This is a genomic window from Paraglaciecola psychrophila 170, assembly GCF_000347635.1.
Taxonomy (GTDB): Bacteria; Pseudomonadota; Gammaproteobacteria; order Enterobacterales; family Alteromonadaceae; genus Paraglaciecola; species Paraglaciecola psychrophila.
In genome coordinates this window covers 1,262,407-1,280,146 of the sequence record NC_020514.1, presented here as the reverse complement: position 1 = coordinate 1,280,146, position 17,740 = coordinate 1,262,407, and the positions used below count along the sequence as shown (strand labels likewise).

The window sequence follows — 17,740 nt, the reverse complement described above, 5'->3', positions numbered from 1 at the left end:
AGACCAAACAGGTATAGAAAGATGACACCTCATTTTATTATTTCAGACTTAGTCAGTATTAAAACAAGGGAAGTCAGTGGCAATTTTTAAATACACCAAGAGCAAAACAAACTCTGATTTCAGAGCTAAAGATGTCTAAAAAATGAGAAGTGACGTTTGCTGTAAGATAGAGTATAAAGATAATTATTGAAGGACAATCATCAGTGATAACAACACGGTATCGACAATTTTCTATTCCTTTACTTTTCAGCCTAATGGCACTGCTATGTGGCTGCGCTGCAGTTGAGAAAAAGTCATCAGACACGGCGAATGTGCTAAATCAAGCCGCCGAACACTATGTGAAACTAGGATTAGAACTGGGCGAATATGATAAGGACTTCATTGACGCTTATCTAGGCCCCGATGAATGGAAAAAACGCGCAAAGGCGCAGCTGCGCTCTAAACAACAACTCGCCTCTGATATTAGTCAGTTGCTGCAAAAACTAGCAGCAATTGATGTAGTTAATCAAAACCTAAAATTGCGTCACAAAGCTTTATTTCGCAATGTACGGGCTATGGATGTTCGAGCACGTATGTTAGTTGGCGAAACATTCACCTTTGCTGAAGAAGCGCGACTTATTTACGACACTAGCATTCCTGAATATGACCTCACAAAATCTGATCAAACATTAAGTGAGATAAACAAATTGGTGCCAGGCGAAGGTGATTTGGCACAGCGCGTTGATGCCTTTCGCAAGCAGTTTGCAATTACCGAAGGAAAAGTCAGTGAGGTGGTAAATATTGCCATTGCAGAATGTAAAAAGCGCTCAGACAAATACATTACATTGCCGAAGGACGAAAGGTTTGAGTTGGAATATGTCACCAACAAAAGCTGGTCTGGGTATAATTGGTATCAAGGCGACAACAAGAGTTTGATGCAAATCAATCAAGATTTCCCGATGCAAATCGAAAGAGCAATAGTGCTAGGGTGTCATGAAGGTTACCCGGGTCATCATGTTTGGAATGTACTGATTGAAAATAACTTGCTGAATAAAAAAGGTTGGGTTGAATACTCCATTTTTCCATTATTTAGTCCTTATGCATTGATTGCTGAGGGTAGTGCTAATTATGGGGTCGAGTTGGCTTTCCCTGATAATCAAAAAGTGCTGTACGAACGGAATGTGTTATTTCCTATTGCAGGATTGGATCCTACTACTGCAGACGTATTAGACAAACTAAACCATTTAACCGATCAATTATCCCACTCTATTACCGCCACTGCGCAGCTATATTTAAATGGTGAAATCAGCCGTATGCAGGCCATTGAACAGCGACGAAAGTATGCGTTAGTGTCGCAACAAAAAGCGGAGCAAAGTGTTCGATTTATTGAACAATATCGTGCTTACGTGCTGAATTATAATGTAGGCAAGGACATTGTTTCAGCCTACATAAGTAAACAAAGTCAAGACGAAGCGGGGAAATGGCAAGCCTTTGAACGTATGTTAACTGAATTATCAACGGCATCAGATATGCTGGATTAGTCTTGGCTCAGCACATTTATTTAAGGCTGCTCCTTATTGCAGCCTTTTAATCAGCAGTTGGTGGATAACAAACACCTAAACAGAATGAAATTTTAATCCTGCAAAGAAAACCTTAATTCGCCAACAACACTATGACTCTCTTCAATAGCTCAGAGTTGTCTGCGGGGCCATGATGTAACACCACGTCTATCTTTCCGTCACTATTGAGATCTTCTGTTGTGGCATTTGAGGGATTTTTTGGCATAGGCAGTTTCTGACGAAGTGAACGATTGGCGTAAGGCTTTTGCTGATCAGGTGTGGCTAATAACGCTCGAATCAACTCGTCGCCATCTGAATACACTATGTCTTTAAACGTATCGCCATTGATATCAATCATTTTAATCAAAGGTTGGCCTCGTGTACCCGAAGATAAACTAAAAGTAATTTCCACTTCTTGACTGACAAGGGGCACTTTACCAAATTGATTATTTTCATTCATAGAAAAAATCAACACATCTTGGTCGATACTACCGGATAACAAAGCCCCTACAATCTGGGAGATACCAATATCAAAAGACGATACCGACACTTCTTGTCTGCCATCCATGTCTCTGTCTAAAAATGTTAGGTTAGATAAGGTGTCTTCAGAGGTGATATTGGTACTGGCTTGATCAGAATAGCTTAACTTGCCTTCTTTTAACGCCCCATAGAAAAACTCAAAATCAATGGTTTTATCTAATACTCCAGAGCTTTTCGTAAACTGCAAGGCGATATCTGGGATGCCATCACTATTAAAGTCATCAATGGCTTTGACAGCACGATGTTGAATATCACTTTGATCCATTTCTTGTCCACTAGGACCTTTCATTTTCCACCAATCCACAGCATAAATGGATTGATCAATTTTAATATTGATGGGGATCAGTGAAAACTGCATATTTTCGTTCTGAGTAAAAACATTCAATTGACCTTGTTCTACTGTCACCAAGTCTGTTTTCCCATCTAAATCCATATCCTGAAAATACAGCTCTTGGTCGTCATAACTGACACTGCTTTGGTTGATTTCAATCCGTGCAGCAATAGGTAAGCTTTGGGGATGCCTATCACCGCAGCAATCGGACAACCATAAATTAAGCTGTTCAAAGTGCGGCAGTATAATATCATCAAGACCATCGTTATTTAAATCTTGGATAAAGTCCATTTCCCTAAACGATTCTGCTTTATCGCTAAGATACATAGATGAAACCGTCTCGCCATTCACCCATGTCGACTCGTGTGATAAGTGGGCAGGCACATAACGATGCACCATAGATTTGTCTAAAAGGTACAAACGCTGAAAACCGTCTTGTTGTGCTTCACCCACATCATAGGCAAAAACATTGTCCGCAATATTGATCTTGTCTTGTTGAATGTAGGTATTGGTTTGTGTATCAAAGAAATAAATAGCTAACATACGCTGTTGCTTGTCATCCACACCGACTATCACAAGTTCTGCGCCGGCTTGTGGCAAAAGGTCAGCAATTAACACCGGTTGATTAACATTAAATTTAAGGTCAATCTGGTGCTGAGTAAAAATATCTGTGTATTTGGCATATGCCGGTGATGTCAGAAGTCCTAGACTCGCCAGTCCTAAACTTATAAGACAACGGTTTCCAGATAAAAGTATGTGACGAAAAAAGTGAGACATCAAGTAACTCAGCTCCAAATGCATTTATAATTTGTGACATACATTAGCAAATTAATTCATGGGAAAAACTTTAAAAGTGTAAGTGCTTACGTCTTTGTGTTTCATTCGTTTGAATAGCGTAGACTTGAGTCTTACAAGATACATGGCGGTATGACAAAAACCGCGATATTTAGTCAATCAGGAGTGAATAAAAGTGGTTAAACTTTTTGTATTAGTAAGTAGTTTGATGGCAATGTTGGCAACGCCTTTGGCTTTGGCCCAGACGCTGCAACAGTCGCATCCTTTTGAAGCATTGCGTGGTCTAGAGCGCTTTAACAAATCAAACTCTTTATCTTTGGATGACACGAGCCAAACAGTCGATACGTTACTCTCAATTAAAGGTGTTAAAGTCGGTGACAATGTATTGCAACAAGCCATAAACCTTGACAGAAAAGGGGGTGAGTTGGGTAATATTCGAGGAGGAACCGTAAGTGACAAAATCAAGTTTAGTTTTTATCAGCCATATGAAAATAGCCGCCTTGAGCAAAAAGTAGAGCTTTACTTCGACAAACACAACGGTTTTATAAAGCAGATTACAGGCACTTATTATCTGCAAGACGCCTATATGAGTATGACCCCCATACGTGAACAAACCCTTAGTGCCGCCGTTGACAAATTTGGGCCACCCTTAACTATGCAACAAGTCCATGATTTAAGTGGACAAAAAGACGGTGATATTCCGCTAGATAAATTTATTAATAGCCTGCAAGAACAGAATCAGATACATCCTTTGGGGCTAGAATATTTTCAAAAGCGTAATATTTCGAGAAGTTCAAAATGGGTTGAAGGCCAACAAAATTATGCTCTCATGCAAAGCGGATTTGACCGCTGTTATTTGTGGAACAGCAACTCGTTTAATCAAATACTGACATTTTGTTTCTTTGATGAAACTGGCGCTAACCCTAATAGTAGAGGCGTAGAGTTCGATTTACATAACTTTCCAGTTATACAACTGATAAAAGATTTAGGTAATCCTCACGCTAAATTAGAACTTTCTTTGTAGTAAAAGCGACCAACGCCTCATTTGGCATAACCTATAAACAAAAACTGGCTGCGATTAATCGTAATTCACGTAATAATAAGATCATAATGAATCCTCCAATTTAGGACATAACAATGACAATCACCCGTAATGGACATCGATACATCGATGTCGAAACTGGCAAAACCTTAGATGTATGGTTTCCTCGCAGCAATAAAAAAATTGAGCGTCACTGCTTAGCCAGTAAAGTAGGTTTGATTAAAGGCGAATTTGTCGAAATTAGTCTAGATATAGATGCCACTCCACAATCTGCTGAAGACGCATATTTACGACTTCACTTATTATCAGAATGCGCAGTGCAACCCAACAACATTAACCTTGAAGGTGTGTTTGGTTTATTAACCAATGTAGCATGGACATCTGCTGGCCCCATATTACCCAGTAAGGTGGAAGAATTAAGAGAGTTGATTGCCACTGAAGTTCATCACTTAGCTGTTACTTCTATTGATAAATTTCCAAGAATGGTCGATTACGTTATCCCAGAAGGTGTGCGCATTGGTGATGCCGACCGAGTACGTATGGGCGCACATTTAGCGTCTGGCACAACTGTGATGCACGAAGGCTTTGTTAACTTCAACGCTGGTACTTTAGGTAGCTCAATGGTTGAAGGCCGCATTTCCCAGGGTGTTGTAGTGGCTGATGGGTCTGATATAGGTGGCGGAGCCTCTACTATGGGTACTTTGTCTGGTGGCGGTAAAACCATTAATGCAATTGGTAAAAACTGTATGGTCGGTGCCAATGCCGGTATCGGTATTTCTTTAGGCGATGATTGTATTGTTGAAGCAGGCTTGTATGTAACCGCTGGAACAAAAGTTACCACACCAGATGGCGAAGTGGTTGCAGCACGTCAGTTATCAGGTATGAATGGCCTATTATTCCGCCGTAACAGCCAATCAGGAGTAGTTGAAGCAGTCGTCGCTGATCCATCTAAATGGGGCGGCCTAAACGCTAGCTTACATAGCAACGATTAGACTTTTTAAGGCAACCCACTCAGCTGACGTTGAGTGAGTTACCTTATTCCTGCTCAACCAAATGCTGTTTTCAACATAAAATCACTCAACCAGTAAAAAAGTTTCAACACTAAAGAAGTTCTCAATAATCATTTTCTGAGGCTTGGTTATGGAATCAAAACTAGCTTGTTGAAACTCACCTTCCTGATAAAAATTACGTGTTGTGCTAGCAAAAAGAAGATGTTTTTTATCGGAAATTTGAAGCTGTAATTGCCCTTTTTCTATCAACACATTCACTAAGTCATCAGATTTTGTGCCTCGATACTGGCCTACAAACTGTAAAAGCTGTGCGTTGCTCAAAGCCAACTTGGGCTTCGCAAACACATAATGTAATCCCCAGGTGTTACCTGCGCTTTTTAAACTGGCATGACCTAAGCCTGCTATACGTTCGAATTTAAAAGATAACTCTTTGAAATTCTGCTTCACAAAAAAATGCCGACAAATCATCAAAGACAGGCATTAAGACATCGAATTCACCTATGGCAGAATAAAGCCTGATTGGATGCGTCAGTTTCTTTTCAGCAAAAGCCTTAGCGTAAGAATAAATAAGGTTGTTATCCCATGCGGATGCAGATGATGTGGGTATGTAACCATTAAATAAGCTGGGCTCGTTAAATAAAGTATACAAGGTAAATAAACCACCATATGAGCTTCCCATCAATACTCTGTTGTTATTGGTGCGGTATTCGTTGCCCATGAAAGGAATGAGCTCCTGTTTGATAAATTGCAAAAATTTGCCAGCGCCGCCTGAATTAGGGACGCCAGACATGTGACTAGGGGTGAAGTCTCTAACGCGTAATACATTTGGGTCGGGATTTTCACCGCCCCATTGAATACCGACTAAAATGGCTTCTGGTATAAAACCATCATAATAAGATTGCCCATAGGTAGAGACCATCAAAGGGAAATCCCATTGAGCGTCGAGAAAATAGATAACGGGATAGGTTTTATCTGTTTTCCCATAACCGGCAGGCGTCTTAATCAGCAGTTGGTATTCTTGTTTGACAATTTCAGATTGTAAAAGCCGCACTTGCGAATTAGCAATAGTCATTTCTGCATCGTTCTCTTTGGCCTGTGCAGTGATGACATTCAATAACATTAAGATAAAACCTAGGCAACACGTTCTCATAAGCGATTCCAAACAAGGGGAGTGAAGTTTAAGTCTACCTCTGAAGACAAGGGCTTGTCAGTTCGATTTTATAGTTCGATTATGTGTGACATAACGGTATTGCCAGATACATCTTTAATGCTCATGGTTAATTGTTTACCTGATAGTTCAATCACACCATAGTTTGCCTTGGCATAACTCTCCCCTACCCTATGTTGATTGGGGCTGACATTTTTCCATTCTTCAGTAAGGCCAGAGGCTGTCATTTCCCACAATAACTTTTGGTTATTTCGGGCTATTTGGCTGAATTCACTCCAATGAGTATCGCCGCTAACAATCACCAGGTTATCTATTTGATATTTATCGAGCAAGGCTAAAAACCGTTGTCTTTCATGGGGTAAGTTTGCCCACGATTCCCATCCAGAAAACTCAGGTAGAAATTGTAAACTAGTCGCTAAAACGCGCACATCTGCAGGTTGTTGTAATTGTTGTTCTAACCATTGCCATTGGGTTTCGCCAAGCATAGTGGACGCTTCATCTTTGCTGGGTATATAAGGTCCTAAATCATTAGGTGCTTTGCTGAGCATATAATGAAGCTTATCTACTGATTCAAGAGGACTTCGATTCCAGCGCAAGTCGGGCAATATAATCTGCACTTTTTTATTGGATTGAGTCAAAATATGACTGGTATAGATACCATCTGCTCTAATGCGTCTTGGGCTATCTTTAGGCACATTAAAATAATCAAGCATGATCTGCCGAGACGCCTCTTTTTGTGGGTATTCTGCACCAGCATCATTTTCACCGAAGTCATGGTCATCCCATATACCAATAGTCAGGGTATTCGCCAACATGGTTTGCATACCCGATGTTGCCCACTGCTTGGCATATTTGGCTTTTAACTCCTGCATATCTTCGGTATCACCGTAAACATTATCTCCAAGTAACACAAACAAATCGGCTTGCTCTTGGTTCATCGCTTGCCAGATAGGTTGCGGCTTATCTTGGTGTAAACATGAGCCAAATAGAATTTTAATCGGCACATCAGATACCTGCTTAGCCGCCATTGTTGTATTAATTGTTATCAAAAAGAAAATACAGGTAGTGATACATTTCATGATGATTTACCTTTGTTTGATTATCGGTAAGGGTCGGCCAATGTCCGTTGCAAATTGCAAATAGTCGAATCCAAGCAATTGCACGGCAGTCGCCGCAACTTGATCCAAGGTGAAGTTTGAGGTCTGCTGGCTTCCAACTGATTCTTTCACATCTGGGCCCATCGCGGCTAGCCAAATCTGATCTGCACCGGGTATGCCATCCTGATATTGTTTTAATCCGTTTAAATAACCTTTTACAGCCTTTGGGCTAGCATGGTGTTGCCATGACTGTGCTGAGTCACCACGACCGTGATCCACTGTAATTATCAGATTGGTATTGTCTTGGTACTGCTCCATTGATTGCAACAATGTCCACAACTGAGCAATAAATTTATCGGCTCGGTTAGCACCCCGTAAGTATTCAGGGTAATTACCTTGATGAGCAAAGTCATCTGTTTCACCTAGTGCCACATAAATCACTTTTGGCTGATGTAACAATATATATTCTTTAGTAAATCCGAAGGTAAATGCATCTAAACGCACGTTATGCCAAGGACTGGGAACTTGTGTTTGCAACGTATTTAACCACTGAGCTTTATCTGATAAACCTGCCCAATCGGCAGATTCAAAACCCGCATTAATAGGTAAACCACTGCGTGTCCGATTAATAATGGCAGGAAACACATCCCAACTGCCAAAAGCAGCTACTTTCCCTTGGTATTCTGATTGTTTGTTTAGCCATTCCAATATAGTGATATTGGGATTTTCGATGGCTTTATTTGAATCAATGTTCGGGTCAGCTTTTCCTGTCAACAACTCATTGTAACCTGGATACGAAAACCAATAACCGTTTGTGACTTGCATCTGTGAGCCTAGATCACGATTACCTATTAACACCCCTTCTTTTGCCAATACATTCCATAAAAAAAGGCATCAACTTCTGACGTTTACTCTCAGCACTTGTGCCTGAAAACTGTTTAACTAAGCCTTCTTTTTGTTCCTTAAATGTTTCTAAATCAAGCACATCATCCTGATACCCCTGAAATACTTCTTGCCAACGCAATCCGTCAATACTGACTAATATTAAATTATCGGCAGCTTTGCTTGTTAAGACAAAGCAGCATAAACCAAAAAAGAAGATTAATTTCATTTCAAACTCACTTTCATTAGGCAAAAAAAAAGGACGAGCATAAGCTCGTCCCAAAGTGACACACAGGGAAATTTATTTAAAAAGCGGCTTTTAGATTTAGGGCAACCGTACGAGGAGCTCCTATCCATGCTGCATTAGTGGCAACAGTACCAAGGTAACTTTCATCAAACAGATTGTTGATGGTAAGGTTAATCTCAATCGACTCAACACTACTGCCTAAGTCGTCAATGGACGTACCCAAGTAAAAATCACTGACTGTATAAGCTTCTACAGCTGCGGTATTCGCTTGATTCATCCAACGTTCGCCAACATATTTAGTGCTTAGGCCTGCATAATGGTTACCTCGTACCCAATCAATGCTCACCACACCCATTTGTTCAGCGGCACCAATGACACCATTACCTAAATACTCGGCGTCGGTATATTCTGAATCATTGCTGGTATAAGACCCATACACGCTGAAGTTTTCAGAAAGTTGGTAACTTAACGATGCTTCAAAACCTGTCGACTCTATGCCACCATCATTAATATAACCACCAGCAGCCGACTCTAAGAAGTCGATACCTGTCACAGTTTCATTACTCACAAAGTTGATCCTGTCATCAAATTTAGTGGCGTAATAGGTCAAGCTAGCGCTTACATCTCTAGAAGAAAAACGTAGACCCAAATCAAAGTTGTCTGCGGTTTCTGGTTTCACTAAGCTTAAATCTGAATCATCACGCTCTAATACAGCATCTTTGATGGAAGCGTAGTTTTGTGCAAAACCAGCGAACATCTCAAGTCCAGTTACAGGTAAAGGTGCAACAAAACCCGCTGAGAACAGTAAGTCTGAATCTGAAGATACACCCTGATCGTTGATTGCATTAAATCGGTCATTTTTCGACACATCAACAAAAAACTGCTTGATACCGAAGTGAGCTTTAGCAAAACCTAAATCAAGTTGGTCTTCAAGGTAAAACATCGTGGTTTCTACTGGGAATTCGCGATCATACTGAACCCAATAAGGAGTTTCATCAAAACGGTAACTAGTCGCCGAATCGATGATTTTCTGCCAGCTACGAGTTTCATCACGCGTGTAATCTTCGTACCAAAAACCACCACGTAGCGTATTATCCATATCGGCTATACGCGCATCCCAGATAAAGTCACCGTTGATACCAATACGTGATTTTTCATAATTAGTCGTGCGATATGAACCTACTGGAATAGCCCCTTGTTCATGACAACCTGGGTCATACTCAGCGCCTGCGCCTCCGTAAGGGAAACTAATAGAGCTTACACAACCATCGATAGGACTAAGCTGAACACCCGCTCTGTCAACAAAGAAAATTTGACCTAAAATGTCACCACCATAAACCGTGTTGCCCGATACGACTTCAGAATGACCAACGCCTTCTCCGTCATCAGTCACATTCACCAGATAAGGCGGCACCCAATCACCACGACCTTCGTTATTGTGATAATAAACATTGGTACTAAAAGCTACTTCACCCACAGTAAAGTCAGCCTTTAAATAAGTAAAAAAGTTTTCTCTTAACGTAGACCAACCACGGCGATAAGCTTGATCTTGGTAAGGGATACCTGTCCACTCGCTAGTCAGCTGATCCCAATTAGAGTTTTGCTCAAATTGCGACAAGCCATATATACGTTGGTAATTGTCTTCATGGGTATCGTCGTAAGATGCATAAGCAGTCAAATTAACATCACCGATAGTGCTAATCACTTTTGCAGCAAAATGGTCACGCACATTTTCAGCAGTTTGATCCATCCAGTCACTACTTTCTTGGTTAGACACACTGAACCATGCAAAAGTATCTTTAGCGATTTCACCTGTTTCATAACGTGCAAAAAACTTTCTGCCATCAAACTCAGCAAGTGTAGCGCTGACCACCAAACGTTCGTCTACGCCAGGCATCAAAGTAACAAAATCGAGGGTACCACCTAATGCTTCATGGGAGCGAGAAGCAATATCTGCTGTACCTTGGGATACGTCGACTCTGGCTAAGTTTTCAGTATCAATATAACGGTTAGCTTTAGCGCCGCCACCATAATTAGAATTACCATTGGCAATGCCATCTACCGTCATACCAATTTGCTGCTGTGACAAATCTACTTGGAATCCACGAATAGAAATACTGGTGGACCAATCATCAGCACCAAAAGTATCACCTTCGTTTATTAATACCCCTGGCAAATTATCAATAGCAGCCAATACGCTGGTCATGGATGTTTGCTGTTTCATCATTTCGTCTGATGTTTGGTTGTTGGCATAAGAAACGCTTTTGCCGACTACTGTGATCGACTCCATGCTTTCTTCTGACGCTTCTGCTGCTAAAGCAGGAGCCATAAAAGCACAGGTACCCAGTGCAGCAGATACAGATAAAGCTAGTTTGGAAAGAGTTTTGGTGCTCATTAATGTGTTAACCGATTTAATATTTATTATGGGCGGTAATATGAATGAGCAATGTGAATCTGAGATGTACTTTTAATGACACTTAGATGATGGTTTTACTGCGTTTTTTTTACAAGCCAATGACACTTTTGTGTCATTGGTCTATTTTTTATACTGACGGATGATGACTACTTTTCAATAAAGAATGTGCCCCAGCCGTCGTAATCTACGTTATGTTTGATGGCAATAGCAAAAAGCTTGTCAGTATCTTGGTTGATTAATTTTGCATCCAACATACGTTCGACCACGGCATCAAAACAAAAGACCTCTTCACCATCTTCCAACTCTAATTCTTCGGCATCACCCACTTCAAAGCCGGCTTTAAAAGCATCAACAGCCGCTTTTTCTAATACGTCAAAGTCAGCACTAGCGAAGTGATACTCAATGGTATGTGCTTGACTGGCATCGCTGCCATCTTCGATCAATGCTTCGATAGTTTCTTGGTTAAATTCATGCCATTCGGCTAGTTCGGATGTTTCTTCTGAATTCATAAAATTTGCCTCTATGCTAACCGGATTACCCGATTTTATTATCTACTTCTGCGTCTACTTTTTTAATCTGTTGTTGCATTTTCTGATGGAAATATTCAGCATTTTGTTTTAAAGATTTATTTTCATCCATAAACTCCGGCTCTGACAGTTCGATTAATAACGTGCCATTGTCCCATCGATTTAATTTTATTTTATCATATAATCGGCTGGCAGTAATTGTCACTATGGGTTCGTTGGTGGCTTTGGCTATACGAAAAGCACCTGTTTTAAAAGGCAACAATCCGCGACCATAACTGCGCGTTCCCTCAGGGAAAAACCACACCGACAAACGCTTTTTTTGAATTTTCTGTACTGTACTTTGCAAGGTATCATGGGCGCGACCTGAATTATTTCGGTCAATCATAATGTTACCTGTTAACCAATATATCTGGCCAACCACAGGTATCCATACGAGACTTTTTTTCCCGACTGTTACTGTACCTTTTTGAGTAGCACCGCAAATAGTCAGTAAATCATAGCTATTTTGATGATTCGCGATATACACATATGGTCCACCTTGTTTAACACTGTCTGGTACCCGGATTTCTATTTTTAATCCGAACAGAACAGAAACAGAACTATACAAAGCACCGCAAGCATGTACGTTATCCCGATGAAAAGGCCGCACTAAACAAATCAATACGAGTACAAGGTTGATCAGCAAAAAATAAAAGAATATCGCAACTATGCGTAAAAGCGCTAACAAAGCGTACCCTCATCAATAAGTGGCTGCAGAGTATACGCATTTTTAGTCATTAGCTAAAACACTTATACCACTTGATTTATAAGTTCGTGTATTTTTGCGTTTTAGTTAGCGCACAAATAAATGAATAATATTCTTAATTAGCAGATACTTAATAACGCTATTCACACTTTCAATCATTAAGGCTATTGATTCTATGCAAATGTTTAAACATGAAGATCTCGACGAAGATATTCTCACCGACCTATTGGAAGAAATAAACGAACTTTATGAAGCCAGCGAACAAACCTTAATTGAATTGGAGTTAAAGCCAGAAGATAACGAATTACAACGTTCATTATTTCGCTCAATTCACACCATTAAAGGTGACTTAGGCCTAGTTAACTTTTCACCCCTCATCCCACTTTTGCAATACGCCGAAGACCTTCTTGATTACTTACGTAAAGGGCAAATTCAATACACCAGTAATATGAGTGACTTGGTTTTATTGATCATGGATAAAGTTAAAGTATTCGTGCAAAGCTGTATTCAAACTGGGCAAGCTGAATATGACAAGGCGACGTTTGAGCGGCTTGTTGAGGCTATCAAACATATTACGCCTGAAAATGGTAATGCTCATGAACAATTGTTAGCCAAAGCAGTTTTGATATTAGATCCTAGTCTTGACCTAGGTAATGAAGCAGATTCGGGCGAAACAACTACTGCTAGTGCGTCTCTTAGCATAGCAACAATAGGCATACCCAAATCTATTACTAACGAAGAACGTGAAGATCTGATGTTTTTTAGAGAATTAATGAAACCCATAGAAAAACGTTCGAAATACTGGGACGGAAGAGGTGACCGCATTGCCAAACTAGCTGGCTACATTAATAAAGTTGCTGGTTCGCCAGTCGATGAAGTGCAACTTGCTGTTGCCTGTTACATGCATGATTTTGGCATGGCTTTTATGCCTATTGCAGTGCTGCATAAACAAGAAAAACTTGAAGAATTAGAGTTTAACCTGATGCGTTCACATGTATATAAAAGCGCGCGCTTACTAGAAAATCTCAATCAATGGAACGAGGCCCGTAAAATCGTGATGCAACATCACGAGCGAATTGACGGCAGCGGTTACCCCCTGGGTATTAAAGAAAATGACATTTGCGAAGGTGCAAAATTATTAGCTATATTGGACACCTTTGACGCCATCACCCATGCCCGAGCACATGAGAGCCATTTGCAGCGCCCTAAGAAAAAAGCGGTCATCGAAATCAACCGCATCTCTAAAGGCCAATTTTCAACTAAATGGATGCAGGCTTTTAACAGCGGAATGGCTTCGTTGTTAACGAATGAACGAGCTAAATAATCAGGTTTAGAATACCTAGTTATTCTCTACCAACTAAATAGCAGAATAGTATAATGATGGAGTTTTAGGGCTCAAGACTATATTGATATATTCGTTTAAATTATGAAAAAACATGATTCATTTAAAATAGTATTATTTTAAATGATATCGATTGGTCTCCATTTCTCTTTCCTGAATCAAAAAAGTCATTTATCTGGCTTAGGTAAAGATGTACTAAATGAATGTGTACCTAAAAAAAACTTCATCATAAAGCACATCAAACTGCCAGTAAAACGCACCCATCTATATATGCAAAGCGGTGAACTAGACATTAGTTTATGTAATTTTAAAAAATAACGTGAAACATTTATTGTCTTCTCAAAGGTGTCAGTATTTACCACTAAATATGGGTTTGCCCTGCGGTCTGATAGTAATATTGACATTAAAAAGAGTGAAGACTTAGACGACTGAATTATTGGCCATCTGGTAGGGCTATCTCACACGTCACAAGTTTCAATAGTCATTGAAAAAAAGGTTTGAATGGCCAATTATCTGAAGGACATAATATCGATGCAATGTTTGCTCAGTTATTAAGTTCTACGCCAAAATTTGATATTATGGCTAATAGCAAACAGACATTTTACTGATTTGCTAATTGTCTTGGAATTGCCAATAAGTTTAAATTATAACACTTCGCTAAAGATTTTAAAAAACACTTCATCACTGTTTCCAAAAACACCCAAAATATCACACATATTTCGGAGCTTTTAGATCACGTTGATGAATGCATACTCAATATGCATGTAAACGGTGATTATAATTGACTGTTACAAAAATATAATTTTGAAGTCCTGATTAAACAATCTGCAGCCAATATCACTCAACTGGATAAAACAGCAGATAACAAGCCAGTGATGAACTAACTGGCTGTTTCCACTCTACATATCTAACTCTTTAAGTTTACGTGTCAGTGTATTTCTACCCCACCCCAAACGTTTAGCCGCATCTTGTTTATGGCCATGAGTATAATGTAATGCCCTTTCTAACAAAATCCTTTCAAAGCTCATAATCGCATCGTCGAGAATATTATTATGACCAGATTGCAATTGGTTATCAGCCCAACTGGCTAAAAGTGTTTGCCAATCACCAGATTGCGCAGGATTGACAATTGAGACTGGTTGTTGGTGTATTTCTGGCGGTAGGTCGTGAGGCAGAACTTCTTGACCACTGGCCATTACCGTTAACCAACGACACATATTTTCAAGCTGACGCACATTTCCTGGCCACGGTAAGTTGGATAGAATTTGTTTCGTCTCTTTACTAAGGGATTTAACCTCAACAGCTAGCTCTGCCGCCGCTTTTTGCAAAAAGTGCGCTGCCAAAATGGGAATATCTTCACGCCTTTCACTGAGCGTTGGAATATGAATACGTATGACATTTAATCTGTGATATAAATCTTCGCGAAACTTACCTTCAGATACACGTTGTTCCAAATTTTGATGAGTTGCAGCAATAATACGTACATCTACTGTAACGGGGTTATGGCCACCCACACGGTAGAATTGCCTGTCTGCTAAAACGCGTAACAATCTGGTTTGCACGTCTATGGGCATATCGCCTATTTCATCTAAAAATAATGTACCACCATTAGCTTGTTCAAAACGCCCTTGTCTTGCTGCTTGTGCTCCAGTAAACGCGCCTTTTTCGTGACCAAACAATTCAGATTCAATCAGGTCGGCGGGTATGGCCGCCATGTTCAACGCAATAAAAGTATTTTCTGAACGTGGGCTATGGCGATGTAATGCATGAGCCACCAACTCTTTACCGGTGCCTGATTGACCATTAATCAATACACTAATGCTAGAACGAGATAAACGCCCCACGGCTCTAAACACTTCTTGCATAGCAGGCGCTTCACCAATAATTTCGGTAGCTTTGACCAGTTCGGGCGGTTGGTTTTTGCTAGACTGCTCACGTGCATGGGTTAACGCCCGTCGCACCAAATTCACTGCTTCATCGATGTCAAAAGGTTTGGGTAAGTATTCAAATGCACCACTTTGATAGGCATTCACTGCACTGTCTAAATCAGAATGGGCGGTCATAATGATGACAGGGATGTTTTTATACCGCTTGTGCACTTCGCCTAATAAAACCATACCATCCATCTGGGGCATGCGAATATCCGACACTATCACTTCAGGCGGTTGTGCTGTTTCTAATTGCAACAATAAATCTTCGGGGTTTTCAAAACTGAAACAAGGGATATTTGCCGCCTGTAACGCTTTTTGTAATACCCAGCGAATCGAGCTGTCATCATCGACTATCCATACGGGTTCTGTACTCATGTCTGGGGATCCTTTTTATCAATGGGTAAATACAACGTAAATTCTGTTCTGCCAGGCCAACTATCTACTTCAATTTTTCCTCTGTGGTGGCCGATCAAGGTTTGAGATATAGATAAACCCAAACCGCTGCCTTCTTTTTTACTGGTAACCATAGGGTAAAATAGCGTGTTTTTAAGTTCGGTTGGTATGCCTGGACCATTATCAATAATCTGAATTTTTACGCATAGCGGGAAACACGCGCCATGAATTATCACTTGGCGTTCAATTCTGGTGATGATTTTGATCTCACCTGCTATTTCTTGGTGTTCAGACAGCACTTGCACACTATTGCGAACTACATTTAATGTGGCTTGCTGCATCATATCTTGATCAAGATATATATCAGGTATGCTCGGGTCATAATCCCTTGTTATCTCAATATTATGGCTAGGGTCAAGCCGCACCAAAGTACATACTTTTTCGAGTACTTGATGCACGTTGTGCCAATCAAAATTAGGCCGTGAATTTGGCCCTAATAAGCGATCCACTAAATTGGTAAGCCTGTCGGATTGTTCAATAATAACTTCAGTAAACTCTTTTAATTCATCACTGGTTAGCTGTTTAGCTAGGAGTTGCGCTGCTCCTCTAATGCCACCTAGTGGGTTTTTAATTTCATGTGCTAAACCGCGCACCAATTCACGGGCAGCCTGCTGTTGCGCCCATTGATGATTTTCTTGGCTGATCTTTTTTTGCTGTTCTACTAGTCTAATTTCAACTAATAATCGTTTATCTTGGTTTTCAAGTATGCTGGTAACAGAAACATCAGCTTGGGTATGTCGACCATCTATAAATTTGAAGGTGACTTCACTGTCAGAGTAAACTTCACCAAATTGCATAGAATTTTGGAAACGCAGAAAATCAAGGCTCGAAGATGCAATAAAATGATTAAACGAACAACCAATCAGTAAGTTCAAACTGCGTTCAAATACGGCTTGAGCAGCGTGATTAGCATATTGCACTATCATGCTGTCATCTAACACGAGAACAGCAGTCGATAGGTTTTCTAATAAGTATTCAGTAGTAATAGATTCAGACATAAATTCAACTTTTTCATGCACTTATTTAATGCACGTATAGAGCGCACTTATTTAGTGCAAAGTATTATTTAGCTGCTCTAATTTAGATACTACTTTTTATACAATATGCTTGTTTTGTATCAGTTAGCACTAGTTAACATTGATCAGAGCAGAAGCTTTTTGCAGATAAAAGGTCTGCGGCTTAGACGATGCAAGGATCTTGCCTGAGTTGTCGAGAAAATTAACTTGAATGGTATGGGCACCACGATTTATATTTTCTAATTGAAACTTTCTGTTTGACTGAGTTTTAACTACCTGATTATCAATGATTAATTGATACTTACCCGATCTTTTTGGTAACACTTCTGCATCAATCATTACCGCACCAGAATTATCACGCAATGTTTGTTCGGCATCTGGCGAACGAATGGACACGATATATTGCACTTCAGGTCTGGGGGTTTTCGCTGGATTAATTCGGCCGATTTTTTGGCTCGTAGCATTATTGAGAGCAGGAACAACGACAGTATTCATTGAAGATAGATTAACGGCTACAGCACCATCGCTTCGCACATCACTATAAACCACACTGCCATCAGTCTTTACCGTTTTATATACCACCTGTGCAGACACACCAAGGCACAATAATAATAAACAAAAAGTATAAAATATCCGCACAATCACCTACCTCCATACCAA

At 40.1% G+C, this 17,740-nt stretch carries 16 protein-coding genes; 4 read left to right on the top strand and 12 right to left on the bottom strand.

What is annotated here, in order from left to right:
* The first annotated feature begins 203 nt into the window (after positions 1-203).
* Positions 204-1,520, top strand: a complete 1,317-nt coding sequence (locus C427_RS05520; RefSeq protein WP_007639500.1) for a hypothetical protein — start codon at positions 204-206, stop codon at positions 1,518-1,520.
* A 112-nt stretch (positions 1,521-1,632) separates the two neighbouring features.
* Here the strand turns inward: C427_RS05520 and C427_RS05515 are convergent, their stop codons facing one another.
* Positions 1,633-3,186, bottom strand: a complete 1,554-nt coding sequence (locus C427_RS05515) for an FG-GAP repeat domain-containing protein (protein WP_007639502.1) — start codon at positions 3,184-3,186, stop codon at positions 1,633-1,635.
* Between the two features lie 193 nt (positions 3,187-3,379).
* On the opposite strand from C427_RS05515, the gene C427_RS05510 reads away from it, so the two are divergent.
* Together C427_RS05510 and C427_RS05505 are read left to right on the top strand one after the other, a co-directional pair.
* On the top strand, positions 3,380-4,228 hold the full coding sequence (locus tag C427_RS05510; protein WP_007639504.1) for a hypothetical protein: 849 nt from the start codon (positions 3,380-3,382) through the stop codon (positions 4,226-4,228).
* 113 nt (positions 4,229-4,341) lie between these two features.
* Complete coding sequence (locus C427_RS05505; RefSeq protein ID WP_007639505.1) at positions 4,342-5,238, top strand: DapH/DapD/GlmU-related protein; 897 nt, start codon at positions 4,342-4,344, stop codon at positions 5,236-5,238.
* Positions 5,239-5,319: 81 nt separating this feature from the next.
* Here C427_RS05505 and C427_RS27130 read toward each other — a convergent pair whose 3' ends face one another.
* From C427_RS27130 to C427_RS05470, 8 genes are all read right to left on the bottom strand, one after another.
* A complete protein-coding gene (locus tag C427_RS27130; RefSeq protein ID WP_015430538.1) occupies positions 5,320-5,703 on the bottom strand; it encodes a hypothetical protein in 384 nt (127 codons plus the stop codon).
* Positions 5,672-6,376 carry an alpha/beta hydrolase gene (locus tag C427_RS23960; RefSeq protein WP_015430537.1) on the bottom strand — a complete coding sequence of 235 codons (705 nt, stop codon included), beginning with the start codon at positions 6,374-6,376 and terminating at the stop codon, positions 5,672-5,674. The genes C427_RS27130 and C427_RS23960 overlap by 32 nt, the downstream gene beginning before the upstream one ends.
* A gap of 98 nt (positions 6,377-6,474) precedes the next feature.
* Positions 6,475-7,503 (bottom strand): alkaline phosphatase D family protein, encoded by a 1,029-nt coding sequence (locus C427_RS05490; protein WP_007639514.1) that lies wholly within the window; start codon positions 7,501-7,503, stop codon positions 6,475-6,477.
* A 6-nt stretch (positions 7,504-7,509) separates the two neighbouring features.
* The gene (locus tag C427_RS05485; protein ID WP_236613743.1) at positions 7,510-8,394 is read right to left on the bottom strand and encodes an alkaline phosphatase family protein; all 885 of its coding nucleotides are present in this window, start codon (positions 8,392-8,394) and stop codon (positions 7,510-7,512) included.
* Entirely contained in the window at positions 8,366-8,632 is a 267-nt protein-coding gene (locus C427_RS27125; RefSeq protein ID WP_015430535.1) for a hypothetical protein, read from the bottom strand. The genes C427_RS05485 and C427_RS27125 overlap by 29 nt, the downstream gene beginning before the upstream one ends.
* Positions 8,633-8,708: 76 nt before the next feature.
* A complete protein-coding gene (locus C427_RS05480; RefSeq protein WP_034899655.1) occupies positions 8,709-11,045 on the bottom strand; it encodes a TonB-dependent receptor domain-containing protein in 2,337 nt (778 codons plus the stop codon).
* 167 nt (positions 11,046-11,212) lie between these two features.
* Positions 11,213-11,575, bottom strand: coding sequence for a ribonuclease E inhibitor RraB (rraB, locus tag C427_RS05475; RefSeq protein WP_007639518.1), 363 nt, complete (start codon positions 11,573-11,575; stop codon positions 11,213-11,215).
* A 25-nt stretch (positions 11,576-11,600) separates the two neighbouring features.
* Positions 11,601-12,320: a 1-acylglycerol-3-phosphate O-acyltransferase gene (locus C427_RS05470; protein ID WP_007639519.1), complete on the bottom strand. Its 720-nt coding sequence runs from the start codon at positions 12,318-12,320 to the stop codon at positions 11,601-11,603.
* 193 nt (positions 12,321-12,513) lie between these two features.
* On the opposite strand from C427_RS05470, the gene C427_RS05465 reads away from it, so the two are divergent.
* Positions 12,514-13,662 carry an HD domain-containing phosphohydrolase gene (locus C427_RS05465; RefSeq protein ID WP_007639520.1) on the top strand — a complete coding sequence of 383 codons (1,149 nt, stop codon included), beginning with the start codon at positions 12,514-12,516 and terminating at the stop codon, positions 13,660-13,662.
* Between the two features lie 917 nt (positions 13,663-14,579).
* Here C427_RS05465 and glnG read toward each other — a convergent pair.
* The 3 genes from glnG to C427_RS05450 all read right to left on the bottom strand — a co-directional run bounded on the left by glnG (position 14,580) and on the right by C427_RS05450 (position 17,719).
* Positions 14,580-15,986, bottom strand: a complete 1,407-nt coding sequence (gene glnG, locus C427_RS05460; protein ID WP_007639522.1) for a nitrogen regulation protein NR(I) — start codon at positions 15,984-15,986, stop codon at positions 14,580-14,582.
* Positions 15,983-17,062 (bottom strand): nitrogen regulation protein NR(II), encoded by a 1,080-nt coding sequence (gene glnL, locus C427_RS05455; protein WP_007639523.1) that lies wholly within the window; start codon positions 17,060-17,062, stop codon positions 15,983-15,985. Before glnL ends, glnG begins: the two co-directional genes overlap by 4 nt.
* Positions 17,063-17,191: 129 nt before the next feature.
* On the bottom strand, positions 17,192-17,719 hold the full coding sequence (locus C427_RS05450) for a DUF4124 domain-containing protein (RefSeq protein WP_226991184.1): 528 nt from the start codon (positions 17,717-17,719) through the stop codon (positions 17,192-17,194).
* Between the last annotated feature and the right edge of the window lie 21 nt (positions 17,720-17,740).